General features: G+C 59.4%; 22 protein-coding genes and 1 tRNA gene. 18 read left to right on the forward strand and 5 right to left on the reverse strand.

All coding sequences use genetic code 11. The features are described 5' to 3' along the window. Positions 1 to 65: 65 nt before the first annotated feature. From B9Q17_RS06560 to lipB, 4 genes are read left to right on the forward strand one after another with little or no spacing between them, the layout of a single operon-like run. Positions 66 to 965, forward strand: a complete 900-nt coding sequence (locus B9Q17_RS06560) for a septal ring lytic transglycosylase RlpA family protein (protein WP_022988724.1) — start codon at positions 66 to 68, stop codon at positions 963 to 965. Between the two features lie 39 nt (positions 966 to 1,004). Continuing rightward, complete coding sequence (locus B9Q17_RS06565; RefSeq protein ID WP_058340382.1) at positions 1,005 to 2,186, forward strand: D-alanyl-D-alanine carboxypeptidase family protein; 1,182 nt, start codon at positions 1,005 to 1,007, stop codon at positions 2,184 to 2,186. Between the two features lie 41 nt (positions 2,187 to 2,227). Further along, complete coding sequence (locus B9Q17_RS06570; RefSeq protein WP_036219349.1) at positions 2,228 to 2,497, forward strand: HP0495 family protein; 270 nt, start codon at positions 2,228 to 2,230, stop codon at positions 2,495 to 2,497. Further along, positions 2,498 to 3,136, forward strand: a complete 639-nt coding sequence (gene lipB / locus B9Q17_RS06575; protein WP_094624601.1) for a lipoyl(octanoyl) transferase LipB — start codon at positions 2,498 to 2,500, stop codon at positions 3,134 to 3,136. Between the two features lie 6 nt (positions 3,137 to 3,142). Here lipB and B9Q17_RS06580 read toward each other — a convergent pair whose 3' ends face one another. Continuing rightward, positions 3,143 to 4,234 (reverse strand): GGDEF domain-containing protein, encoded by a 1,092-nt coding sequence (locus B9Q17_RS06580; protein WP_094624602.1) that lies wholly within the window; start codon positions 4,232 to 4,234, stop codon positions 3,143 to 3,145. Positions 4,235 to 4,488: 254 nt separating this feature from the next. On the opposite strand from B9Q17_RS06580, the gene B9Q17_RS06585 reads away from it, so the two are divergent. Then, on the forward strand, positions 4,489 to 5,934 hold the full coding sequence (locus B9Q17_RS06585) for an ABC1 kinase family protein (protein ID WP_094624603.1): 1,446 nt from the start codon (positions 4,489 to 4,491) through the stop codon (positions 5,932 to 5,934). Here B9Q17_RS06585 and B9Q17_RS06590 read toward each other — a convergent pair. Beyond that, a complete protein-coding gene (locus B9Q17_RS06590) occupies positions 5,874 to 6,317 on the reverse strand; it encodes a YqaA family protein (protein WP_058340378.1) in 444 nt (147 codons plus the stop codon). The two genes, B9Q17_RS06585 and B9Q17_RS06590, sit on opposite strands and share 61 nt — an antisense overlap. A 131-nt stretch (positions 6,318 to 6,448) precedes the next feature. On the opposite strand from B9Q17_RS06590, the gene B9Q17_RS06595 reads away from it, so the two are divergent. After that, positions 6,449 to 6,691, forward strand: a complete 243-nt coding sequence (locus B9Q17_RS06595; RefSeq protein WP_094624604.1) for a GrxA family glutaredoxin — start codon at positions 6,449 to 6,451, stop codon at positions 6,689 to 6,691. A gap of 75 nt (positions 6,692 to 6,766) precedes the next feature. Here the strand turns inward: B9Q17_RS06595 and B9Q17_RS06600 are convergent, their stop codons facing one another. Next, positions 6,767 to 8,029, reverse strand: coding sequence for a 6-phosphofructokinase (locus B9Q17_RS06600; RefSeq protein ID WP_094624605.1), 1,263 nt, complete (start codon positions 8,027 to 8,029; stop codon positions 6,767 to 6,769). A 145-nt stretch (positions 8,030 to 8,174) separates the two neighbouring features. Between B9Q17_RS06600 and mpl the strand changes: the two genes are divergently transcribed. The 4 genes from mpl to B9Q17_RS06620 all read left to right on the forward strand — a co-directional run bounded on the left by mpl (position 8,175) and on the right by B9Q17_RS06620 (position 13,453). After that, the gene (gene mpl / locus B9Q17_RS06605; protein WP_094624606.1) at positions 8,175 to 9,569 is read left to right on the forward strand and encodes a UDP-N-acetylmuramate:L-alanyl-gamma-D-glutamyl-meso-diaminopimelate ligase; all 1,395 of its coding nucleotides are present in this window, start codon (positions 8,175 to 8,177) and stop codon (positions 9,567 to 9,569) included. Further along, entirely contained in the window at positions 9,562 to 10,185 is a 624-nt protein-coding gene (locus tag B9Q17_RS06610; protein WP_094624607.1) for a flavin prenyltransferase UbiX, read from the forward strand. The genes mpl and B9Q17_RS06610 overlap by 8 nt, the downstream gene beginning before the upstream one ends. 122 nt (positions 10,186 to 10,307) lie before the next feature. After that, entirely contained in the window at positions 10,308 to 11,447 is a 1,140-nt protein-coding gene (locus B9Q17_RS06615) for an acyl-CoA dehydrogenase family protein (RefSeq protein ID WP_094624608.1), read from the forward strand. A 143-nt stretch (positions 11,448 to 11,590) separates the two neighbouring features. Further along, positions 11,591 to 13,453, forward strand: coding sequence for a hypothetical protein (locus B9Q17_RS06620; RefSeq protein ID WP_094624609.1), 1,863 nt, complete (start codon positions 11,591 to 11,593; stop codon positions 13,451 to 13,453). 188 nt (positions 13,454 to 13,641) lie between these two features. Here B9Q17_RS06620 and B9Q17_RS06625 read toward each other — a convergent pair. Next, a tRNA-Leu gene (locus B9Q17_RS06625) sits at positions 13,642 to 13,728 on the reverse strand. A 252-nt stretch (positions 13,729 to 13,980) separates the two neighbouring features. On the opposite strand from B9Q17_RS06625, the gene rnr reads away from it, so the two are divergent. The 8 genes from rnr (at position 13,981) to alr (ending at position 22,095) form a co-directional block, all read left to right on the forward strand. Beyond that, positions 13,981 to 16,434, forward strand: a complete 2,454-nt coding sequence (gene rnr, locus B9Q17_RS06630; RefSeq protein WP_094624610.1) for a ribonuclease R — start codon at positions 13,981 to 13,983, stop codon at positions 16,432 to 16,434. Positions 16,435 to 16,459: 25 nt separating this feature from the next. Then, positions 16,460 to 17,197, forward strand: coding sequence for a 23S rRNA (guanosine(2251)-2'-O)-methyltransferase RlmB (rlmB, locus tag B9Q17_RS06635; RefSeq protein ID WP_094624611.1), 738 nt, complete (start codon positions 16,460 to 16,462; stop codon positions 17,195 to 17,197). 241 nt (positions 17,198 to 17,438) lie between these two features. Further along, complete coding sequence (gene rpsF / locus B9Q17_RS06640; protein ID WP_058340370.1) at positions 17,439 to 17,855, forward strand: 30S ribosomal protein S6; 417 nt, start codon at positions 17,439 to 17,441, stop codon at positions 17,853 to 17,855. 24 nt (positions 17,856 to 17,879) lie between these two features. After that, entirely contained in the window at positions 17,880 to 18,110 is a 231-nt protein-coding gene (gene rpsR / locus B9Q17_RS06645; RefSeq protein WP_008937282.1) for a 30S ribosomal protein S18, read from the forward strand. Positions 18,111 to 18,135: 25 nt separating this feature from the next. Further along, entirely contained in the window at positions 18,136 to 19,002 is an 867-nt protein-coding gene (locus B9Q17_RS06650; protein WP_094624612.1) for a hypothetical protein, read from the forward strand. A gap of 20 nt (positions 19,003 to 19,022) precedes the next feature. Beyond that, positions 19,023 to 19,469: a 50S ribosomal protein L9 gene (rplI, locus tag B9Q17_RS06655; RefSeq protein ID WP_022987835.1), complete on the forward strand. Its 447-nt coding sequence runs from the start codon at positions 19,023 to 19,025 to the stop codon at positions 19,467 to 19,469. Positions 19,470 to 19,615: 146 nt separating this feature from the next. Then, on the forward strand, positions 19,616 to 21,022 hold the full coding sequence (dnaB, locus tag B9Q17_RS06660; protein WP_094624778.1) for a replicative DNA helicase: 1,407 nt from the start codon (positions 19,616 to 19,618) through the stop codon (positions 21,020 to 21,022). After that, positions 21,022 to 22,095, forward strand: a complete 1,074-nt coding sequence (alr, locus tag B9Q17_RS06665) for an alanine racemase (RefSeq protein WP_094624613.1) — start codon at positions 21,022 to 21,024, stop codon at positions 22,093 to 22,095. The genes dnaB and alr overlap by 1 nt, the downstream gene beginning before the upstream one ends. Here alr and B9Q17_RS06670 read toward each other — a convergent pair. Then, on the reverse strand, positions 22,070 to 22,426 hold the full coding sequence (locus B9Q17_RS06670) for a hypothetical protein (RefSeq protein ID WP_022987832.1): 357 nt from the start codon (positions 22,424 to 22,426) through the stop codon (positions 22,070 to 22,072). The two genes, alr and B9Q17_RS06670, sit on opposite strands and share 26 nt — an antisense overlap. Positions 22,427 to 22,555 lie beyond the last annotated feature (129 nt).

Below are 22,555 nucleotides of genomic sequence, written 5' to 3' on the forward strand. Positions count from 1 at the left end.
CCCGTTACAATGTTGCCGGTCAGTAATGACTGACCAACCGAGACAATACAGGGGTAGGCGCTGATATGCTGCAGGTTCCGAAACATTGGCTGCCGGGGTTGATCACACTGGTTCTGGTGTCTGGCTGTGCCAGCACTCCGGCTCCGGAAACCGATCATTCCTCGCGCTATACCATAAAGCAGGATCGTGGCCCTTCCGGTGACTACGACATCAGCGGCCTGACCGACGCGGTGCCCCGGTATGAGGAGCCTCGCCGGGCCGGTAACAAATCCCCGTACACCGTGTGGGGCAAGAGTTACCGGGTGATCGACAGCAATGACGGTTATGTGGCCCGGGGTACAGCCAGCTGGTATGGTGAGAAATTCCACGGCCACAAAACGTCCAATGGCGAGACCTTCGACATGTACGCCATGTCGGCCGCCCACAAGTCTTTGCGCATACCGGGATATGCCCGGGTGACCAACCTGGACAATGGCCGGTCGGTGATTGTCCGGGTGAATGATCGTGGCCCGTTTCACGGCGACCGCCTGATTGATCTGTCCTATGCGGCAGCCAAGAAGCTGGATTATCACGCCCGCGGCACAGCCCGGGTGGAAGTGGCCGCTATCACGGTTCGTCCGGATGGCGCCATGTTCCTGGCGGGCGAGCCATTCGAGCCCACCGGCAAGGTCCAGGCACCGGTGCAGGTAGCCTCAGAACCTGCCTCTGCGCCGGCAGCATCGGGACAGGCGTTGTTTGTGCAGCTGGGTGCCTTCAGCAGTCGGGACCCGGCCGAAGCCCTGCTGGCCAGGGCCCGGAAAGCAACGGAGACTCCGGCGCGATTGCGTGAAGTGAGCACCGGCTCGGGACGTTTCCACCGTGTACAGGTGGGCCCGTTCCCGAATGAAGACGAAGCCCGCTATGCCCGGAACCTGCTGGAATCCCGGGGTTTCGGCCAGCCCATAGTCCTGACGGATTCGCACTGAGTTGCCGCCGGCACACATAAGACCAACATCTGACGACGAATGACACAACCCATGGCTTTCAAAATGTTTACCCGAATTTTTCTACTGGCATTTGCTCTGTTTGTAACCGCAGGGACGGCTTCGGCCCAGTCCCAGTCGGTCCTGATTCCTTCTCCTCCGGCCATTGCCGGCAGCTCCTGGGTTCTGATGGACCCCCTGAGCGGCCGTGTGATCATGGAGAACAACAGCAACGAGCGTTTGCCCCCGGCCAGCCTGACCAAGATGATGACGGCTTACATCGTTGAGCGTGAGCTGGACGAAGGCCGGATTTCCATGTCTGACATGGTGCCCATCAGTGTGAAAGCCTGGCGTACCGAGGGTTCCAGGACCTTCGTACAGGAAGGCACCACGGTATCCGTGGAAAACCTGCTGAAAGGCGTGATCATCCAGTCCGGTAACGATGCCTCCGTGGCGCTGGCCGAATTTATTGCCGGCAGTGAGGGGGCGTTCGTGGACATCATGAACCAGCAGGCGCAATTGCTGGGTATGACGAACACCAACTTCCAGAATGCCACCGGCTTGCCGGCCCCGGATCATTTCTCGACCGCCTACGACCTGGCCCTGCTGGCCCGGGCAATTATCCAGGACTATCCGGAAAACTATCCGCTGTATGCGGAGAAGCACTTCACCTACAACAATATCCGTCAGCCAAACCGCAACGCCCTGTTGTGGCGGGATGACAGCGTGGATGGCCTGAAGACCGGCCACACCGAAGAAGCTGGTTACTGCCTGGTGGCGTCTGCCAAGCGTAACGACACCCGGCTGATTGCCTCGGTAATGGGCACCTCGAGTTCCGAAGCCCGTGCCCAGGAAGTTCAGAAAATGCTGAACTACGGTTTCCGTTACTACGAAACCGAGCGTTTGTTCCGTGCCGGCCAGGAACTGGTGCAGGCAAAGGTCTGGGGCGGCCAGGCTGACCAGATTTCCGTGGGTATGCCGGAAGATGTGTACGTAACCATTCCCCGCGGCTCCAGAAACCAGCTGGAATCTACCGTAGACCTTGATTCTGTGATCAAGGCACCCATCAATGTGGGAGACGAGCTGGGTCGCGTTCGGGTTATCCTGGATGGCGAAACCCTGGTGGACGAACCGGTACTGGCGCTGACCGAAGTGCCGGAAGGCGGGCTGTTCAAGCGGCTTTGGGATGCCATCAAGCTCTTTTTTGTTCAACTGTTTGAGTGAGCCACAGGCACAGAGTGTGCCCTGGCCGGGAGAAAGACGGCGTGAGTGAGCCGAAAGCACCGAAAATTGAATTTCCCTGCGATTACGTGATCAAGGTGATCGGTAACGCCGCCCCGGATTTCACGGAATTCGTGGTGGAAGTGGTGGAGCAGCACGCGCCGGGCATCTGCGAGGCAGATATCTCGGTAAACGACAGCAGCAAGGGCCGGTTTTCGTCTGTGCAGCTGAAAATCGTTGCCACCGGTGAAGAGCAACTCAAGGCACTGTTTGAGGACCTCAAAGCCAGTGGCCGGGTTCACATGGTGCTGTAAATGCCAGACCTGATTGTCCGCTCGCTGGGCCAGCAGCCCTACATGGAAGCCTGGGAGGCGATGAAAACTTTCACCGCCAACCGGGACGAATCCACGGTCGACGAACTCTGGTGCCTGGAACATCCCCGGGTGTTTACCCAGGGGCAGGCGGGCAAGGCCGAGCATATCCTGTTACCGGGTGATATCCCGGTTATCCAGGTAGACCGCGGCGGCCAGGTGACGTACCACGGCCCGGGCCAGCTGGTGATCTACCTGTTGATTGACCTGTCCCGGCGCAAGCTGGGAGTCCGGGCCCTGGTGGATGTGATCGAGCAGGCTATTGTGTGCACACTGGCCCAGTCCGGTGTGGAAGCGGCACCCCGTGCCGACGCGCCCGGTGTCTATGTGAACGGGGCCAAGATTGCATCGCTGGGCCTGCGGGTGCGCCGGGGCTGTTCCTTCCACGGCCTGGCCCTGAACGTGAATATGGACATGGAGCCGTTCTCCCGCATCAATCCCTGTGGCTATGCCGGCATGAACATGTGCCAGGTGAAAGACTTCGAGCAGGGCGCCTCGGTATACGAGCTTGAACGCCGCCTGGTGAAAGAGCTGGTAGCCGGGCTGGGCAACCAGCAGGTGGAGCATCGCCAGGGCTGGTAAGCTGGTTCAGCGTGCAGCCTTGGCCTCGATGCACACCTGGTCCCGGCCGCGGGACTTGGCGGCATACAGGGCTTCATCGGCCCGCTGCAACAGCCGGTCAATCGATTCCGACCCCCGAATGCTGGCAACGCCGGTACTGATGGTAACCCCCATGGTTTTGCCGCTTTCGGTCTGAACGGACTGCGTGGCTACTGCGGCCCGCATCCGTTCAGCGCTGGCACTGGCTTCGGCCAGGGTCGTCTCCGGTAACAGCACCAGGAATTCCTCCCCGCCCCACCGGGCAATGGTATCCATCTTGCGACAGCCGGATGCCAGCGTGCGCGCTACCAGGATAATCAGTTCGTCGCCCACCTGGTGGCCATGCTGGTCGTTCACGGTCTTGAACAGGTCAATGTCCATCAGTAACACCGAGAAAGGCCGCCCGTTGCGCAGGTATCGCTGGTATTCACCTTCGAGCTGGGTCAGGCCTTCGCGGCGGTTGGCCAGCCCGGTCAGGGCATCGTGCTTGGCCGCATATTCGAACTCGGCCGCCAGTTTCAGCAGCCCCAGCTTGCTGCGGCGCCGGCTCTGGTCGAGGATGTAGCAAGTGACCATCTCGAACGCGAGCACGATCACCAGGGAAATCCGGAAACTGCTGCTGTAAGGGGAGCCAAACAACCATTCGCCGGCGGGGCTGAACAGGAACAATACCGCCAGCCAGCCGCCAGCACAGGCAAACACGCCCACCCGGGCTTCACTGATGTAAAAGATGATGGGCGGGTAGGCAAACAGCCAGATAATGGCGGAGCCATCTTCCACCGCGTGCACGGCAAGGTAAGTGAACAGCACGGTGATCAGTGAAATGAAGCCCCGACGCTGCAAGGTTTTGTGGCGAAAGCCCAGAAACACCAGCAGGTTGAGTGCCAGCAGGCCGGAGAATACCAGCAGAACGCTAGCGTTCAGGTTGTCGCCATGCTGGCTCGAGCGCCAGGCGAAGAAGGCCAGTATGGGAACTGCGGCCGCGCTCAGCCAGTTGATCAGGGCCGGTACGGGAATTTCGCCTTTAACCCGAAACTGAGACAGCTCGGAATCGGCAGCGGAGTGGGGTGTCTGCGTCATGGCATTATTGTTGTGTAAGATTTCAGGGCGGCCATTCGTGGCCGGTCTGTACATAGTAGAGGCACTTAAGCGCTGTGACTGTATCGAATCGTAACCCGTGGTCTGTGTTAATTATTGCTGGTTAAAGTTTGTGCACATTGGCCCCGGAAGCGGAAATTCGGCGACGAATCGGTTAGCTTGTATCGGGGCCGGATCCGTATAATGCATAGAAGTATCGGAAAAGCAGCAAATTCCCAGACAAAGACAGGTCGTTCATGACAGAAAGGCGCTCCGGAAAATCCGTCTCACGCATCAAGACCGGTAGTTTTGAGCGTCGGCTGTCGCTGACCAAGGCCGGTCTCTTTGCCGGAACCCGCATGGCTTCCCACATGGCTACCAACTGGTTCAGCAGCAAAGACACCCGTGAGCAAAGGCACAAGGCCATGCTGTCCAGCCAGGCCCGGTTCCTGGTGGATGAGCTTGGCCGCCTGAAGGGCAGTGTGGTCAAGATCGGCCAGGTGATGGCGCTGTACGGCGAGCACTTTCTGCCGGAAGAAGTGACTGAAGCCCTGCATACCCTGGAAGACCAGACCACGTCCCTGGAGTGGCCGGCCATTGAACGGGTGCTGAAGGCGGAAATCGGTGCGGACCGGCTGGCAGAGCTGGAGGTAGACCCGGAACCCATAGGCGCTGCCTCGCTGGGGCAGGTGCACCGCGCCGTGCGCCGCAGTGATGGCCTGGAACTGGTGCTGAAGGTTCAGTACCCCGGCGTGGCCGATGCCGTAGACAGCGACCTCAACGCCGTGGCCCAGTTATTGAAAGTAGCCAGGCTGGTGAGCTTCGGCCCTGAATTCAATGACTGGCTCGAAGAAGTCCGGCAGATGATGCACCGGGAGGTGGACTACCGGCTGGAAGCCCGCACCACGGAAAAATTCCGCCAGATGCTGGCGGACGATCCCCGGTTTATCGTGCCTCGGGTTCTGCCGGAATATTCCACCGATCACATCATCGCCTCAACCTATGAACACGGCCATTCCGTAGGCTCCCAGGAAGTGCGGGAGCTGTCCCTGGAGCGCCGGAGCGCCCTGGGCAAGGCGGCCCTTGAGCTATTTTTCCGGGAGCTGTTTGTCTGGGGCGAAATCCAGACCGATCCCAACTTCGGCAATTACCGCATTCGTATTGCCGGTGAAGCCGGGGAGGAGCCGGATTATGATCGCATTGTGCTGCTCGATTTCGGTGCGGTACAAAGCTATTCCCGGGAGTTTCTGGATCCGGTCATCCAGATGATCCGCGCGTCTTATGAAGACGACCTGGAGCAGGTGATCGAGGGCGGCGTGAAGCTGCGCTTTATGAGCTACGACTGGCCCCGGGAAGTGCTGGAAAAGTTCGGACAGGTTTGCATGTCGGTGCTGGAGCCCCTGGCCCGGGACCAGGGCCAGTGGCCGGACTATGCGGTGAACAGCCACGGCCAGTACCGCTGGAAACAGAGCGACCTGCCATCCCGGGTGGCCCGGCAGGCAGCCCGCTCGGCCATCAGCCGTTACTTCCGGGTACCGCCCAAGGAGTTCGTGTTCCTGAACCGGAAGCTGATTGGTGTGTACACCTTTGTGGCGGTGATGCACTCCGAGTTTAATGGTGAACCACTGTTGCGCCGTTACCTTTACGGTGAGGATCCGACCAACCCGGACGCTTCCAGTACCACCCAGATCACAAAGGCGTAGCGCAAGCCCTTGCCGATGGCTACCAGCACTACAAAGTTGAGCCAGGGCACCCGCATAATGCCGCCCACCAGTGTGAGCGCGTCACCCCCGATCGGCAGCCAGCCGAGGAGCAAAGACCACTGCCCGTAGCGGTTGAACCGGTTGCGGGCCTTGTGCAGTTGCAGTTCGCTGACCGGAAACCAGCGTTTGTGTTTGAACCTGTCTACCTGCCGGCCAATGATGCCATTCACCACCGAGCCCAGGGTATTGCCGGCGGTGGCCCAGAACCAGATCCAGAACAGGGCGTAATCCTGGTTCACCAGGGTGCCCACCAGGATCTCCGAGTAGGCTGGCAGCAGGGTAGCGGCCGCGAAGGCGGTCAGGAAAAGGGTCAGGTAGGCCATGGCGTCTCCATGGCTGAATCGTAAAGTACTATGGCTGTAATGGTAAGTGCCAATTTCCAATCCCCGGACGAGCTGTCATTATTTGCCCAACTTTCAGGTTTTGGTTTTCCTTTATTTCCCGAGGAGGTTTTATGGAGCAGGTTACCATCTACGGTCGCATGAGCTGCCCGTTCTGCGTAGCGGCAAAGAACTTGTGCGAGTCCCGGAACATGCCCTACGTGTGGGTCGACATGATCGAGAAAGGGCTGAGCAAGCAGGACGTTGCCGACAGGATTGGCCGCCCGGTGTATACCGTGCCGCAGATTCTGGTGGGTGACGAATACGTTGGCGGCTACGACGATTTCTCCGCCTACGTGCGCAGGCAGCCCGCCTGACGCCATTTTCCGTCTTCCGGAAACACAAAGGCCCGGCTGTAAAAAGCCGGGCCTTTGTGTTTCTGGCGATAGCTGTTACAGGGTGAACTCTGTTTTCAGCTTTTTCTCCGCCAGTTGGTTTTTCAGCTTGGCCACCTTGGGCAGGCCATTCTCGAACGGCGGGAAGCTCTCGCCCTCGATCAGCGGCTGCAGGTAGTCACGGCACTCCTCGGTAATGCCGAAGCCGTCATCCGTAATGTAGTGGATGGGCATTTTCTTTTCCTGGTTAGCCACTTCGCTCAGGTTGGCCTGGCCAATGCTCCAGCGGTAAGGCTTGGCCTGGTCCCGCACGATGGTGGGCATCAATGCCTGTTTGCCATCCAGGGCCATTTCCACGGCAGCCTTGCCCACGGAGTAGGCCTGTTCTACGTCGGTAGCGGAGGCAATGTGCCGCGCTGCGCGCTGCAGATAATCGGCAACGGCCCAGTGGTACTTGTGGCCCAGGGCCTGCTTCACCATGTTGGCGAGGGCCGGTGCAACACCGCCCAGCTGGGTGTGGCCGAAGGCATCCTTGGCGCCAGCGTCAGCTACAAACCGGCCGTCTTCGTACTGGGCACCTTCCGAGGCAACCACCACGCAGTAGCCGTAATCTTTCACGCACTGGTCTACGCGCTCCAGGAACTTCTCCCGGTTGAACGGGATTTCCGGGAACAGGATGATGTGGGGCGGTTCGCCTTCACCCTGGCCAGCCAGGCCGCCGGAAGCGGCAATCCAGCCCGCGTGCCGGCCCATCACTTCCAGGATGAACACCTTGGTGGAGGTTTCGCACATAGACTTGATGTCCAGGCTGGCTTCCAGGGTAGAGGTGGCAATGTACTTGGCGACAGAACCAAAGCCGGGGCAGCAGTCAGTGAACGGCAGGTCGTTGTCGACAGTTTTGGGTACACCGATGCAGGTGATCGGATATCCCATCTTGTCGGCCAGCTGGGATACCTTGTAGGCGGTATCCTGGGAATCGCCGCCACCGTTATAGAAGAAGTAGCCGATGTCGTGGGCACGGAACACTTCGATCAGGCGCTCGTACTCGCGCTGGTTCTCAGACAGGTTCTTCAGCTTGTAGCGGCAGGAACCGAAAGCGCCGCCCGGGGTATGAATCAGCGCCTGGATGGCGTCATCTGACTCCAGGCTGGTATCAATCAGCTCTTCTTTCAGGGCGCCGATAATGCCGTTGCGGCCGGCAAACACCTTGCCGATCTTGTCCGGGTGCTGGCGGGCGGTCTGAATAACGCCACAGGCACTGGCGTTAATAACGGCGGTAACCCCGCCAGACTGGGCATAAAATGCATTCTTGATAGCCATCTCGGGCTAAAGCCTCCTGCTGGTTCAATGATGGCGCAAATCATACGCGAATCAGGTGGAAGTTTCATGAGCATATACCGTGCCCTTGACCCCGCAGAAAGTATGGTAGAGGCTTGGCAGGTTTCAAACCGGAGGCCTTACCTTAATGCACATACACATACTGGGAATCTGCGGCACTTTCATGGGCAGCCTGGCGGTCATCGCCCGGGAACTGGAGCACACTGTGACCGGCTCCGACCAGGGGGTATACCCGCCCATGAGCACCCAGCTGGAGGCCCAGGGTATCTCGTTAATGGAAGGCTACCGGGTGGAGAACCTGGAGCCCAGGCCGGACCTGGTGCTGATTGGTAATGCCATGTCCCGGGGCAACCCGGAGGTAGAAGCCGTGCTGAACCGGCGCATCGATTACATGTCCGGCCCCGAGTGGCTGGCCCGGGAAGTCCTGCGCCATCGCTGGGTGATGGCGGTGGCCGGCACCCATGGCAAAACCACCACCACCGCCATGCTGCTGTGGATTTTGGACCAGGCAGGGTTTGATGCCGGCTACCTGGTAGGCGGCGTGCCCCAGGATTTCCCGGTGTCCGCGCGCCTGGGCAGCAGCGACTTCTTTGTCATCGAGGCCGATGAATACGACAGCGCGTTCTTCGACAAGCGCTCCAAGTTTATCCATTACCGCCCGAACACCCTGATCCTGAACAACCTGGAATACGACCACGCCGATATTTTCGAGAACGTGGAAGCCATCGAACGCCAGTTCCACCACCTGGTGCGCACTGTCCCGTCCCAGGGTCTGATCATTCGTCCGGCCCTGGACCAGCATCTGGATAATGCGTTGGAAATGGGCTGCTGGAGCCCGGTGCAGGATACCGCCATCGGCAGCGAGATCAGTCGCACCTCAGACTGGCGCGCGGAGCTGCTGGCAGAAGACGGCAGCCGCTTTATGGTCATCCACCACGAGCAGCCGGTGGCTACCCTGAAGTGGAAGCTGACGGGTATGCACAACGTGCGTAATGCGCTGTCAGCCATTGCCGCCGCCCGCCATGTGGGTGTAACGCCGGACCATGCCGTGGCCGCCCTGTGCCGATTCTCCGGTGTTAAGCGACGGATGGAGCTGGTGGGCGAGGTTGGTGGTGTGCGGGTGTATGACGACTTTGCCCATCACCCGACGGCCATTGCCCTGACCCTTGAGGGCTTGCGCAGCCAGGTGGGGGACGAGCCGATTCTTGCCATTATCGAGCCCCGTTCCAACACCATGAAACAGGGTGTACACCAGCAGACCCTGATTCCCAGTGCCGCGGCAGCAGACCGCGTTCTCTGGGGTAACCTGAGCGAGATGAACTGGCTGCCGGAACTGGTGAACAGCTGGCGTGCCGAGCACGGCGAGCTGGACCACCACGGCGTGGAAGAGTCGGTCGATGCCCTGATTGCCCGGGCCGTGGACCAGCTGCCGGAAACCTGCCACATTGTGATCATGAGTAACGGTGGCTTCGGTGGTATTCACCGCAAACTGGTGGCGGAACTGGAGAAACGTCGTGGCTGAGAGTTCCCCGGTAATTAACCTGGCATTTACCGGCGCGTCCGGGGCCCAATACGGACTGCGCCTGCTGCAGTGCCTGGTGGCTAACGGCTGCCGGGTGAACGTGATGATCAGCAAGGCGGCCCAGGTGGTGATCGCCACTGAAACCGATTTCCGCCTGCCCGGGTCCACACCCGCCATGGCGGAGGCTTTGGCGGCCTATGCCGGTGCTGAAGATGGCCAGGTGCAGGTGTTCGGCCGGGAAGAATGGTTCTCGCCCCCGGCCTCCGGCTCCGGCGAGAAAGCCCCGCTGGTGGTTTGCCCCTGCAGCACCGGCACCCTGTCGGCTTTGGCCACCGGTGCCAGCAACAACCTGATCGAGCGGGCCGGGGATGTTGCCCTGAAAGAGCGCCGCAAACTGATCCTGGTGTTGCGGGAAACTCCCTACTCCGAAGTGCACCTGGAGAACATGCTCAAGCTCACCCGCATGGGGGCGGTGATCATGCCGGCCAGCCCGGGTTTCTATCACAACCCTCAATCCCTGGATGACCTGGTGGACTTCATGGTGGCCCGGATTCTTGACCACCTGGACTTGCCGCAGACCCTGGTCCCGCGCTGGGGTGCAAAGAACGCGGACTGATGCCTTCCCGGGGCGTTGGTTTTGGCCAAAGCGATTGATGGTTTTCACCATTGAGCCAAAACCCGCCCCGCCACAGACTTGCTGGACACAACGATAAACCAACCCGTTCACCGAGGTTCAGCATGATTCCACGTACTCTGTTCGACGCCGATCTTGATGGCTTTCGCGATTCCGTTCGAAAGTTCCTGGAACAGGAAGCCGCGCCTTATCACGAGCAATGGGAAAAGGATGGCCAGGTCAGCCGCGAGCTCTGGCAAAAGGCGGGGGAGCTGGGCTTCCTGTGCCCGATGCTGCCGGAAGAGTACGGCGGCGTAGGGGCCGATTTCCGCTACTCGGCGGTGATCATGGAAGAAATCTCCCGGGCCGGTTTGTCCGGCATTGGCTGGGGGCTGCACTCCGATATTGTGGCGCCGTACATCCTGAACTACGGCTCGGAAGAGCAGAAGCAGAAGTACCTGCCGAAAATGGCCTCCGGTGAAATGATCACTGCCATCGCCATGACCGAGCCGGGCGCCGGTTCTGACCTGCAGGGCGTAAAGACCACCGCTATTCGTCAGGGCGACCACTACAATCTCAATGGCTCCAAAACGTTTATTACCAACGGCCAGCTGGCGGACCTGGTGATCGTTGTGGCCAAGACCGATCCCAAGGAAGGCGCCAAGGGCACCAGCCTGTTGCTGGTGGAAACCGCCTGGGAAGGTTTCGAGAAAGGCCAGAACCTGAACAAGGTGGGCATGAAGGCCCAGGACACCTCCGAGCTGTTCTTCCAGGATGTAAAAGTGCCGGCCGATAATCTGTTGGGCAGCATGGAAGGGCAGGGCTTCTTCCAGCTGATGCAGGAGTTGCCGGCGGAGCGCCTGCAAGTGGCTCTGACTGCCGTAGCCGCTGCCGAAGCAGCCTGGCAGTGGACCCTGGACTACGTGAAAGAGCGCAAAGCCTTCGGTAAACCGGTTATCGCGTTCCAGAACACCCGTTTCAAGCTGGCGGAGCTGAAAGCCGAAATCACGGCCGCCCGGGTGTTTACCGACCGCTGCCTTGAGCTGCACCTGGACAAGAAGCTGGATATCCCCACTGCAGCCATGCTCAAGCAGCACACCACAGACCTGCAGTGCAAGGTGATGGATGAATGTGTGCAGCTGCACGGCGGCTACGGCTATATGTGGGAATACCCCATTGCCAGGGCCTGGGCCGATTCGCGGGTGCAGCGCATCTATGCCGGCACCAACGAAATCATGAAGGAAATCGTGGCTCGTTCATTCTGAGGGTTTTGACCCGGCTGGCCCCGACACCGTGCGGGGCCAGCGCTTTACCAAACTTTACAATTTGCCAAGCCTGTCAAGGTCTCCCGGCGGTACATCCCCTAAAGTAGCGGCACAACCTCTAACAAGGATAACCGGTTGCCGCGATGAAACGCCTGACTGCTCTCTCCGTTCCCCTGCTTACCCTTGCCATCGCCGGTTGTGGCGAAGAATCCGACCAGCTGCCCGTGGATGGCCGCGATTTCGATGGCGTGAACTACAGCGAACCGGCGCCGTACCAGGGGCGGGTGATTGATGGCTATCTGAGGAATGCCAGGGTGTGGCTGGATGTGAACGGTGATGGAAAGTACACCGCCGAGTCGTTCACTGTAGAGCTGGATAATGGCAATTCTGCGGTTATCGAAGGCGGCGAACCCATGGCCATGAGTGGTCAGGATGGCGCGTTCAGCCTGGACCTTGCCGCTTTGCAGTTGTCACCCCAGGAAGGCCGACCGCTTGATCCACGGGACTACCCGCTGTTCGCAGCCGCTATTCCCGGAACCACGGTTGAGCAGACCGAAGTGGGGGATCAGGCCATAGCCGTGGGCTATGTTTTGTCGGCTAATCCCGGTGTCCGCAATGTAACGCCGCTGACCACCCTGGCCCGTTACCAGACGGCATTGGAGTTGATGCCCGGGGGCGATCTGGGCGAGAGCCTGGCTGGCATCAACGTGACTGCGGATTATATCCGTGGGCAGGATGACCGGGCCCATGCCTATGCCCGGGCACTGGTGAAGTTTATGACACAGCAGGTGGCAAGCAGCATGCCCGAAAGGGCGGGCGCAGAGCTTAGCCTGAGCCCGGAAGAGGCCCGGCTTCTGGGCACTTCCCTGTTGCGGCACGCTCCGGCGGTAATTACGGCCGTAGATCAGGCGGCTGGCGATGACTACTCCAGAGTGGCGATCGATACTCTGGAACTTCCGGATGTCACCGTCAGTATCACCGACCCGCAGGTGCTGACGGGGCAGCAGGTCTTTGCTCGTGCGGAAAGTAGTGAGCTGCCAGTGGCACCGGATGACCTGGTTGCCTCAACCGGGCTTGAGTTTGAGTACGGTGAAGACGGGCGGCTGGCCAGAATTGCGGCGAATGGCTGCCTGGCTCTGTCGATGCCGGAACTGGCCCGGCTGATTGATGCGGGTGGTTATATGGGCAGGCTTTCTACCCAGTGGCTGCCCTCGGTATCCCTCGCGCCAGCGGGTTGGGATGCGTTCAATCCTGAAAACGATCCCGACCAGGTAGTGGATGAAACTCTGACCTTTGACTGGGATGCCCGGATAATCGAATTCCAGACGTCGACACTTTGCCATGCAGCCAGGGGCATCGAACCGGCGTCCACCGAGCTTGGAGCCGGAGCGGAGGTTAGCTATAGCTGGAGTGAGCAGGACGGTGCAATTTCGGAGCTTGTTGCGACAGTCGGTGGCGTTGGTGCGGACGCGGGGGTTGTCTACCGGTTAGCCCCGGGTTCTGGGGAGTTGGTGGCCGATTACACTATTACCAAAGATGACCAGCCACTCGAGTCTGTTGAACTGCAGGGCGGGCCTGCTGACTGTGGGCCTCTTGACGACGAAACCGCAAAGGAAAACTTTGTTGTGACAGCAATCCAGAGCTATTTGTTTTCCGGTTACGAGCCACAGCCGACAACCTTTACCGACCTGGCGTTCGAATACGATACCCGGACGTTTTCGGCCGACAGTGTTGAGGTAGAGGTCAATCGCCTCCTGCGCTACGCCTTCCTGGATCCGGCGCTGGCCGGTTCGGGCAATGTGGCGGCAGACGCCGGGTTCCAGTGGTTACTGCACTACGACGCCACGCCGGATGTAAATGCTCCGAACCTGATCCGGGAGGCTTATCTGTCTGATTATTCTGTGCAGAGTTGCGGAACCGGCAGGCCCGCGCCAGCCAGGGTCTATGCGAAGGTCGAGTACAGTTACATGAAGTTATCCGAGTATTTACTGGAAGCAATCCAATAAGAGTCAGGCAGATGCCGGGTGACGCTGAGCGCCCGGCAGCTCATGCAGGATGATTGGGAGCGAACGCACAAGGTAAACAAACGCAGAAAAACCGACAGCAGGCCGTTTGGCTTGGTCAGTGGCGTATTGCGCTTTTAAGGCTTTGTAAGGAATCTTGAAGGATTCTTGCCATTTCCTGTGGAAGGAAATGGTGCCGAGGAGAGGACTTGAACCTCCACGGGGTTGCCCCCACTAGCACCTGAAGCTAGCGTGTCTACCAATTTCACCACCTCGGCAGGTGATTTGCAGATTCGCTGTTAGTCTATTGAAAACTTAGCGTTTCTGCCAGTCCGGTGAGGTGTTCCCCTCAACCGATGGCGCGTACTTTAATGATTCCGTTCGGGGCTGTCAAACATTTTTTCAAAAAAGTTTTCGCCGTATTTGTGCCTATTAATTGTCCCCTGGTTAGGCAGGTTCGACATACCAACGTTATACTGCAGGGATAATGAATTCCGCCGCAGTATCGCGGCCAGATAGCAAGGATCCGAATGGTTTCCAGGAAGAAAGAACACAAAGACCCTCACGCCAGTCGCGAGGCTCAGAAATACGAAAACCCCATCCAGAGCCGGGAGTTTATTCTCCAGCACCTGAAAGAGCGGGGGGCACCGGCCACCCATGAGACTCTGTGCCAGGAGCTTGGGCAAACTTCCGAGGAAGGTATAGAAGCCCTTCGCCGCAGGCTGATTGCCATGTGCCGCGACGGGCAGCTGATTTGTAACCGCCGGGATGCGTTCCTGCCTATAGAAGAAGCAGACCTGGTAACCGGCCGGGTGGTCGGGCATCGGGACGGCTTCGGTTTCCTGATTCCTGATGATGGCGGTTCCGACCTGTTTCTCACCGCGCGCCAGATGCGCCAGGTGTTTCACGGTGACCGTGTAGCTGCGCGGGTTGACCAGGTGGATGACCGTGGTCGCCGGGAAGGCAAAATTGTTGAAGTGCTCGAGCACCGTACCGAACAGATCGTTGGCCGCTTCTTCAAGGAAAGCGGTATTACCTTCGTGGTGCCCGAGAATGCCCGTATCAACCAGGAAATCCTGGTTCCGGACGAGCACGTAGGCAAGGCGGTGCATGGTCAGTATGTAGTCGTACAGATTCTGCGTCAGCCGACAATCCGTACCCAGCCGACAGGGCAGGTTGTCGAAATCCTGGGTGAGCACATGGCGCCCGGGATGGAAATTGATGTGGCCATCCGTTCCTACGAGATTCCCCACAGCTGGCCGTCCGCCGTGGGTGAGCAGGCAGCAGCGATTCCTGCCGAAGTGGCAGAGAAGGACAAAGCCAACCGGGTGGATATCCGCAATATGCGGCTGGTGACCATCGACGACGAAAGCGCCCGGGATTTCGATGACGCCATCTATTGCGAGCCTCGCCCCCGTGGCGGCTACCGCCTGGTAGTGGCGATTGCCGACGTATCCCACTATGTGCGTCCGGGTTCCCCGCTCGACGAAGAAGCCATTCAGCGTGGCAACTCGGTTTACTTCCCGGATCATGTTGTGCCCATGCTGCCGGAGAAGCTCTCCAATGGCCTGTGCTCCCTGAATCCGGGCGTGGATCGTCTGTGTATGGTGGCGGATATGACCATCAGTGCCGCTGGTAATATCAGTGGTTACACCTTCTACCAGGCGGTGATGCGCAGCCATGCCCGGCTGACCTACAACAAGGTCAGTGCCATGCTGGAGCACCCGGATACCGAGCAGGGCTACAAGCTCAGCAGCCATTACGCTGATTTGTTGCCGCACCTGCATAACCTGTATGAACTGTACAAGCTGCTGCGCCGTGCCCGAACCGAGCGGGGCGCCATCGATTTCGAAACCACCGAAACCAAGATTGTGTTCGATCCCGAGCGCAAGATTGAGGAAATTGTTCCGGTGCACAGGAACGATGCCCACAAGATTGTGGAAGAGTGCATGCTGTGCGCCAACGTGGCGACGGCGCGGTTCCTGAAAAAACACAAGATGCCGGCGCTTTACCGGGTACATGATGGCCCGTCGGAAGAGCGTCTGGGCAACCTGCGCCTGTTCCTGGGCGAGCTGGGTTTGCAGCTGGGTGGCGGTGACAAGCCCACCTCCAGAGATTACCAGCAGTTGCTGGAGCAGGTGGCGGATCGCCCGGATGCCAATGTCATCCAGATGGTGATGCTGCGCTCCCTGAGCCAGGCGGTCTACAGCCCGGAAGAAGCGGGCCACTTCGGCCTGGGCTTCCCCAGCTATACCCACTTTACGTCGCCGATTCGCCGCTACCCGGATTTGATTGTGCATCGGGCTATCAAGTCCCGCATCCATAATCCGGAAGTGACCAAGGATGTGGTCTCACCCAAGGTGGCGGATCCGCAGCTGGCAGAGTACCCCTATGACCTCGCCAAAATGGAACAGCTTGGTGAGCATTGTTCCATGACCGAGCGCCGGGCCGATGACGCCACCCGGGATGTGATGGCGTGGCTGAAGTGCGAATTCCTGCGTGACCACGTGGGCGAGGAGTACAACGGTGTGATTGCCGCCGTGGTGCCTTTCGGTTTCTTTGTGGAGCTGTCTGATATCTACATCGAAGGCCTGGTGCACGTTTCCACCCTAAGTGGTGACTACTTCCACCACGATGCCGCCAAGCATCGCCTGATCGGCGAGCGCACGGCAGTCAGCTTCCGCCTGGGTGATGAAGTGCGTGTGAAGGTGGTGCGGGTCGACCTGGAAGATCGCAAGATTGACCTGGAGCTGGTCAGCACCCCGAAGAAGCGCACGGCAGACCGCGATGCCCTGGATATGTCCAAGCGTGAGTCCCGTGGTCGGGGCGATCGTGCAGGCAAGGGTGGTAAAGGCGGTAAGCGTACCGGCAAGCCGGCCAGTGCCAAGGAAAAGCTGGCGGCTGAAGCGGCCAGGGACGCAGCGCGCAAAGGTGGCAAGGGCAAGTCTCCGGCGGCAGGCAAGAAGCGCAAGCCCCGCAAGTAACCAGTTACACAGGAATTGATCGTTAGTGTCTCAGGAATATGTATTTGGCTGGCACGCAGTGGATGCGGTGCTGAAGCGGGAGCCGGAACGGCTTCAGCAGGTATGGATCCAGACCGGACGGCAGGACAAGCGCGTAAAATCGGTGACCGATGCCCTGGATGGCCTGGGTGTGCGCTGGAAAGTAGTGCACCGCCGGGAGCTGGATGAACGCGTGTCCGGCGTCCACCAGGGTATTGTGGCGGCCGTGGCGGAAAGCCGTGAATGGACGGAAGACGACCTGCTGGCCCAGCTGTCCAATAGCGACAAGCCGCCGTTTTTGCTGGTCCTTGATGGCGTAACCGACCCGCACAATCTCGGTGCCTGCATGCGCACCGCAGATGCGGTCGGCGTCCAGGCGGTTATTGTGCCCAAGGACAAGTCCGCCTCGCTCACACCGGTGGCCCGTAAAGTGGCCTGTGGTGCGGCAGAAACCGTGCCCTTTGTGCGCGTAACCAACCTGGCCCGCTTCCTGCGGGAGCTGAAGGATCTGGGGGTGTGGCTGATCGGCACCGCCGGTGAAGCCGATGCCGGCCTTTACCAGGCTGATTTCAAGGGGCCGGTAGCGCTGGTTATGGGGGCTGAAGGCAAGGGCATGCGCCGGCTGACCCGGGAACACTGCGACCAGCTTATCAACATCCCCATGCAGGGCCATGTCGACAGCCTGAACGTGTCGGTGGCTACCGGCGTTTGCCTGTACGAAGCCCTGCGCCAGCGACTCGGTTAATCCTTGCACTGCAGGCCCCTTGGGCCTAGAATACGTGACCCCTTTTTTAAGGGGCGGTTTTGTATTGCCTGTATTCCGGGCTGCAAAACGCCGCTTTTGATCTGGCCTTACCCGTAAGTGCCTAGTTGATAAAGCAAAAAAGAAGCCGGCAGCTTTGCTGTCACCTCCTTGCTTTCACGCTGGGTCGCGGTCCGGAAGGATCGCCGAAAGAAGAAAGCTGTTTAACCCGTAGGGAGAACTCATGCGTCACTACGAAATCGTTTTCATGGTACATCCGGATCAGAGCGAGCAGGTGCCCGCGATGATCGAGCGTTATACCAGCGTCATCACTGAAGATGGCGGTAAGGTACATCGCCTGGAAGATTGGGGCCGTCGTCACCTGGCATACCCGATCAACAAGATTCACAAGGCTCACTACGTACTGATGAACGCCGAATGTTCACAGGCCGCTATGGACGAGCTGACTCATAACTTCCGGTTCAACGATGCCATCATCCGTGACCTGATTCTGCGTCGCGACGAGGCTGTTACCGACATGTCTCCGATGAAAGCCGCTGAGTCCCGCGAGGACCGTCGTTCCGGCGGAGACGATCGTCCGCGTCGTTCAGCTGATTCTGACGACCGTCAGAGCAGCGCATCCCAGGACGAAGAAGAGTAATTAACCGGAGTTAGGAGTTACGTTATGGCTCGTTTTTTCAGACGTCGTAAGTTCTGTCGTTTCACGGCAGAAGGTGTTAAAGAGATCGATTACAAAGATCTGGACACCCTGAAAGGCTACATCACTGAAACCGGCAAAATCGTGCCCAGCCGCATCACCGGCACCAAAGCACGTTATCAGCGTCAGCTGGCTACCGCTATCAAGCGTGCCCGCTACCTGGCACTGCTGCCGTATACGGACAGCCACGATCACTAAGCACAGATAGACAGGACCCGGGACCATGCGTGCACTGGCACAGTATGTAATGCGCGGTCCCATGCAGGCCGGCGGGGTTGCGGCAGTTGCGACTGCATTACCCTTGCTGTTCTGGATTGGCGCAGCAGTTATCGGCCTGGTCATTTTACGACTGGGCATCCGGCAGGGGCTGAACATCGGTCTCTGGGCAGTACTACCCGCACTGGGTTGGGCCACCTTCGGGCAGGATCCGACCGCGTTGGTGGTGCTGTTGCAGGTGATGCTGATGGCGTCGATTCTCAGAATATCGCTGTCCTGGGAGAGAGCGCTGCTGTCGGGCGCCTTTCTGATGATACTGACAGGGCTGATGATGCCCTTGATGTATCCGGCACTGCTGGACGAACTGGTCCAGGCCGGTGTCGGGTTTTACGAGCAATACAACGCCGAGGTGGCGCGGTCACTGGGCAGCGAACTTGAGCTGATCATCCGCAACACCATGAACGCCAGTATGGCGGGCACCTATTTCGCCACGGCCATTGGTATGACAATGCTGGCGAGGGCATGGCAGGCGGGGCTGTATAACCCCGGAGGTTTCCGCAAGGAATTCCATGCCCTGAGGTTGTCGCCGGCCATTGCGGTTGTGTGCGCTGTCACCATGGTGATAGGCCCGCTACTGGGGCTCAATTCCATGCTGCTGGCATGGGCTGCGGGAACACCGCTGTTCATCGCTTCGCTGGCACTGGTGCACGGGTTTGTTGGTCGTAAACAGTGGGGCGGGCAGGCATTGGTAGCATTCTACGTGCTACTGGTTCTGCTGGGTCCGAGTCTGATGATGCTTTTGTTGGTTCTGGCTTTTGTGGATAGCTGGCTGGATATCCGGGGGCGAATAAAACCCGCCGGGCCGGCTGAATAAAGCACGAAGAGGTTAACGAGATGGAAGTTATTCTGCTCGAGAAAGTAGCAAACCTTGGCTCCCTGGGTGACAAGGTAAAGGTTAAGGCCGGTTACGGTCGTAATTTCCTGCTGCCGTATGGCAAGGCTGTTCCTGCCACGGCTGCAAACGTACAGGCGTTCGAAGAGCGTCGTGCCGAGCTGGAAAAAGCTGCCGCTGAGAAGCTGGCCGCTGCCCAGGCCCGTGCCGAGGCTCTGGAAGGTGCGTCCTTCACCATCAGCTCCAAGGCTGGTGAAGAAGGCAAGCTGTTCGGTTCTATCGGTGTTCGTGACATCGCAGAAGCTGTTTCTGCCGGTGGCACTGAAGTCGAGAAGAGCGAAGTTCGTCTGCCGGAAGGTCCGCTCCGGACTGTCGGCGAGTTCGACATCGAACTGCAGCTGCACACTGATGTTGAAGTTACTATCAAGCTGGCGGTTGTTGCCGAGTAATCGGTAGCCGCTACAGGTAGCTTCAAAGGAGCTGAAACCCCGGGTTTCAGTTTCCCCAGACGGGCCCGAACCGGAGACGGTTTCGGGCCCGTTGCTTTCTGGTATTCTTGTACTCCCGTATTCCCATTTCAATGTTGTCGGTATTTATGGCCAATCCCACTCTGAAACCTGCGTCGATGGATCCTGAAACCAGCCGGATCAAGGTTCCCCCTCATTCGGTAGAGGCAGAACAGGCTGTTCTCGGTGGTTTGATGCTGGATAACCGCCGTTTTGACGAAATCTCCGAAGTTATTTCTGCCTCCGACTTTTACCGGCAGGATCATCGGCTGATCTTCGGTGCGGTGGAACGGCTGGCCAGCGAAAGCGAGCCGCTGGATGTGGTTACCCTGGCCGAGTTCCTGGAGCGGGCCGGCGACATTGAAGATGCCGGCGGCTTGTCGTACCTGGCCGAGCTGGCCGAGAAAACCCCGGGCGCGGCGAATATTCGCGCCTACGCTGACATTGTCCGCGAGCGTTCGATCCTGAGGAAGCTGGTGGAAGTTTCCGGCCAGATTTCCGACTCGGCCTTTAACCCGCAGGGTCGCAAAAGCAGCGAGATTCTGGACGAAGCCGAGCGCAGCGTGTTCCAGATTGCAGAATCCCGCAGCAAGGAGGGCTCTGGCCCCAAGGCCATCAACCCGATCCTGGCCACCACCCTGAGCCGTATTGAAGAACTGTTCGAATCCGGCGAGCAGACCACCGGCCTGACCACCGGTTTCCGCGACCTGGACGACCAGACCTCCGGTATGCAGCCGGCAGACCTGATTATCGTGGCGGGGCGGCCCTCGATGGGTAAGACCACCTTCGCCATGAACATTGTTGAAAACGCACTGATCAGCACCAGCACCCCCATCCTGGTGTTCAGTATGGAGATGCCCGCCGATGCACTGGCCATGCGTATGCTGTCTTCATTGGGCCGGATCGACCAGACCAAGGTACGAAGCGGCAAGCTGGAAGAAGACGACTGGCCGCGGTTGACCTCGGCGGTCAGCCTGCTGAAAGACAAGCCCCTGTACATAGACGACACCCCGGGCCTGAGCCCCACGGAAATGCGTTCCCGTGCGCGCCGTATTGCCCGGGAAAACGGCGGCAAGATCGGCTTGATCATGGTCGACTACCTGCAGCTGATGCGGGTGCCCGGTAACACCGAGGGCCGTACCGCCGAGATCTCGGAAATTTCCCGTTCCCTGAAAGGCATAGCCAAGGAGCTGAGCTGCCCGGTGGTTGCACTGTCGCAGCTGAACCGGAGCCTGGAGCAGCGGCCCAACAAGCGCCCGGTGAACTCGGACTTGCGGGAATCCGGTGCGATCGAGCAGGACGCCGACGTCATCATGTTTGTATACCGGGACGAGGTGTACAACGAAGACACCCAGGATAAAGGCATTGCCGAGATCATCATCGGTAAGCAGCGGAACGGCCCCATCGGCACCATTCGCCTGGCGTTTATCGGCAAGTACACCAAGTTTGAGGACCTCGCCCACGGGGATTACGGTGACTACGGTGGTGATTACTGATGCCACGCCCCACCGTTGCCCGTATTGACCTTGAGGCGATCAGGTTCAACTATCGCCTGGCTCAGCAGAAGGCTGGCAACGCCCGGGCCATGGCTGTGGTCAAGGCCGACGGTTATGGCCATGGCATCCAGGCGGTGGCCGGTGCCCTGGACGGGCTGGCCGGGAAATACGCCGTAGCATGCCTTGAAGAAGCGGAAGCCATCCGTCAGGCGGGCCTGCCGCAACCGGTGGTGTTGTTGCAGGGCGTGCACGAAGCGAGAGACCTGGCCCGTTGTGCCGCCATGGACTTCGAGCCGGTGTTGCACTGCCGTCAGCAGCTGGGCTGGCTGTCTGAAGCCTCGGTGCCGAGCTTCTGGCTGAAGGTAAATACCGGTATGAACCGGCTGGGTTTCCGGCCCCGGGAGTTACCGGAGGTGGTGGCCGGCCTGGAGTCCATGGGCGGCCGAGCCCGGTTACAGGGCTTTGTCACCCACTTTGCCTGTGCGGATGACCTGGCCAGTGATTTCACCGGGCAGCAAACCCGCAGCTTTGAAGCGGCTGTCGCGCCCTGGCCGGATCTGATGCGCAGTGTCGGTAACTCGGCGGCCCATTTCCGGCCCAACCAACCCCTCTACGAATGGAGCCGGCCTGGCATCATGCTGTACGGCGCCTCGCCAATGATTGGTAAAACCGGACTGGATCTCGGGCTGAAACCGGCCATGACCCTGGAGGCACCGCTGATCACCACCCGCACCGTGCGTGCCGGTGAAGCCATTGGCTATGGGTGCACCTTTACGGCAGACCGGGACACCCGCATGGGCATGGTGGCGATCGGTTACGGCGACGGCTACCCGCGCCATGCGGGCACGGGAACGCCGGCGGCCATCAATGGCCAGCGCATACGGCTGCTGGGCCGGGTTTCCATGGATATGCTGGCGGTGGACCTGGGCAATGCGCCTCAGGCCCGTGAAGGGGACAGGGTGGAGCTTTGGGGCCCGACCGTCAGCGTGGATGAGGTGGCGGAATGTGCCGGCACCATCGGTTATGAGCTACTGACCGGGGTGTCTGCTAGGGTGCCTCGGGTTCATGAATGATCTCCTCGATGAAATCGAGAATCGCCGCCAGGCTACGGTCATCCAGTTTTTTCAGAACCTTGTGAATCACCATCTTGCTGCCTTTGAGCATGCTGCTGATGCCCATCCTGGCCATGCCCATCATCATGCTGCCGGCTTTCAGGCGGCGCAGCGGTTCGATGAAGAAGAAATCCAGCCCGGCTTCGGTCAGCTCGTTGATCAGGTCGTACAGCTGTTCAATAGCCTGCTTGTCGGCCTTGCCGCGGCTTTTCAGCTCGCTTACTGTGTACAGCGCGCGGGTACGGAGTTCATCGGGAATCGGGGCAACAATATGGCTCTGTTGTTTCAGCATAGGGCTTCCTGTTGTTGTATGCTCGCAAGTGAGACTTCAATTAACACCGGCGTTTCAGGTTGCAGGCATAGTGCAGCAACCCTCCGCTCCGGCCATTGGCCTGAGTGGTTCCCGACAGGCGTCATATCA

Source organism: Marinobacter vinifirmus, from assembly GCF_002258215.1.
In the GTDB taxonomy this organism is placed as follows: Bacteria; Pseudomonadota; Gammaproteobacteria; order Pseudomonadales; family Oleiphilaceae; genus Marinobacter; species Marinobacter vinifirmus.

Excerpts from the sequence above, each read along its gene's own strand:
- B9Q17_RS06560 (WP_022988724.1), top strand. The coding sequence starts at position 66 with ATGCTGCAGGTTCCGAAACATTGGCTGCCGGGGTTGATCACACTGGTT.
- B9Q17_RS06565 (WP_058340382.1), top strand. The coding sequence starts at position 1,005 with ATGACACAACCCATGGCTTTCAAAATGTTTACCCGAATTTTTCTACTG.
- lipB (WP_094624601.1), top strand. The coding sequence starts at position 2,498 with ATGCCAGACCTGATTGTCCGCTCGCTGGGCCAGCAGCCCTACATGGAA.
- B9Q17_RS06580 (WP_094624602.1), bottom strand. The coding sequence starts at position 4,234 with ATGACGCAGACACCCCACTCCGCTGCCGATTCCGAGCTGTCTCAGTTT.
- B9Q17_RS06585 (WP_094624603.1), top strand. The coding sequence starts at position 4,489 with ATGACAGAAAGGCGCTCCGGAAAATCCGTCTCACGCATCAAGACCGGT.
- B9Q17_RS06590 (WP_058340378.1), bottom strand. The coding sequence starts at position 6,317 with ATGGCCTACCTGACCCTTTTCCTGACCGCCTTCGCGGCCGCTACCCTG.
- B9Q17_RS06595 (WP_094624604.1), top strand. The coding sequence starts at position 6,449 with ATGGAGCAGGTTACCATCTACGGTCGCATGAGCTGCCCGTTCTGCGTA.
- B9Q17_RS06600 (WP_094624605.1), bottom strand. The coding sequence starts at position 8,029 with ATGGCTATCAAGAATGCATTTTATGCCCAGTCTGGCGGGGTTACCGCC.
- mpl (WP_094624606.1), top strand. The coding sequence starts at position 8,175 with ATGCACATACACATACTGGGAATCTGCGGCACTTTCATGGGCAGCCTG.
- B9Q17_RS06615 (WP_094624608.1), top strand. The coding sequence starts at position 10,308 with ATGATTCCACGTACTCTGTTCGACGCCGATCTTGATGGCTTTCGCGAT.
- B9Q17_RS06620 (WP_094624609.1), top strand. The coding sequence starts at position 11,591 with ATGAAACGCCTGACTGCTCTCTCCGTTCCCCTGCTTACCCTTGCCATC.
- rnr (WP_094624610.1), top strand. The coding sequence starts at position 13,981 with ATGGTTTCCAGGAAGAAAGAACACAAAGACCCTCACGCCAGTCGCGAG.
- rpsF (WP_058340370.1), top strand. The coding sequence starts at position 17,439 with ATGCGTCACTACGAAATCGTTTTCATGGTACATCCGGATCAGAGCGAG.
- rpsR (WP_008937282.1), top strand. The coding sequence starts at position 17,880 with ATGGCTCGTTTTTTCAGACGTCGTAAGTTCTGTCGTTTCACGGCAGAA.
- B9Q17_RS06650 (WP_094624612.1), top strand. The coding sequence starts at position 18,136 with ATGCGTGCACTGGCACAGTATGTAATGCGCGGTCCCATGCAGGCCGGC.
- rplI (WP_022987835.1), top strand. The coding sequence starts at position 19,023 with ATGGAAGTTATTCTGCTCGAGAAAGTAGCAAACCTTGGCTCCCTGGGT.
- dnaB (WP_094624778.1), top strand. The coding sequence starts at position 19,616 with ATGGCCAATCCCACTCTGAAACCTGCGTCGATGGATCCTGAAACCAGC.
- alr (WP_094624613.1), top strand. The coding sequence starts at position 21,022 with ATGCCACGCCCCACCGTTGCCCGTATTGACCTTGAGGCGATCAGGTTC.
- B9Q17_RS06670 (WP_022987832.1), bottom strand. The coding sequence starts at position 22,426 with ATGCTGAAACAACAGAGCCATATTGTTGCCCCGATTCCCGATGAACTC.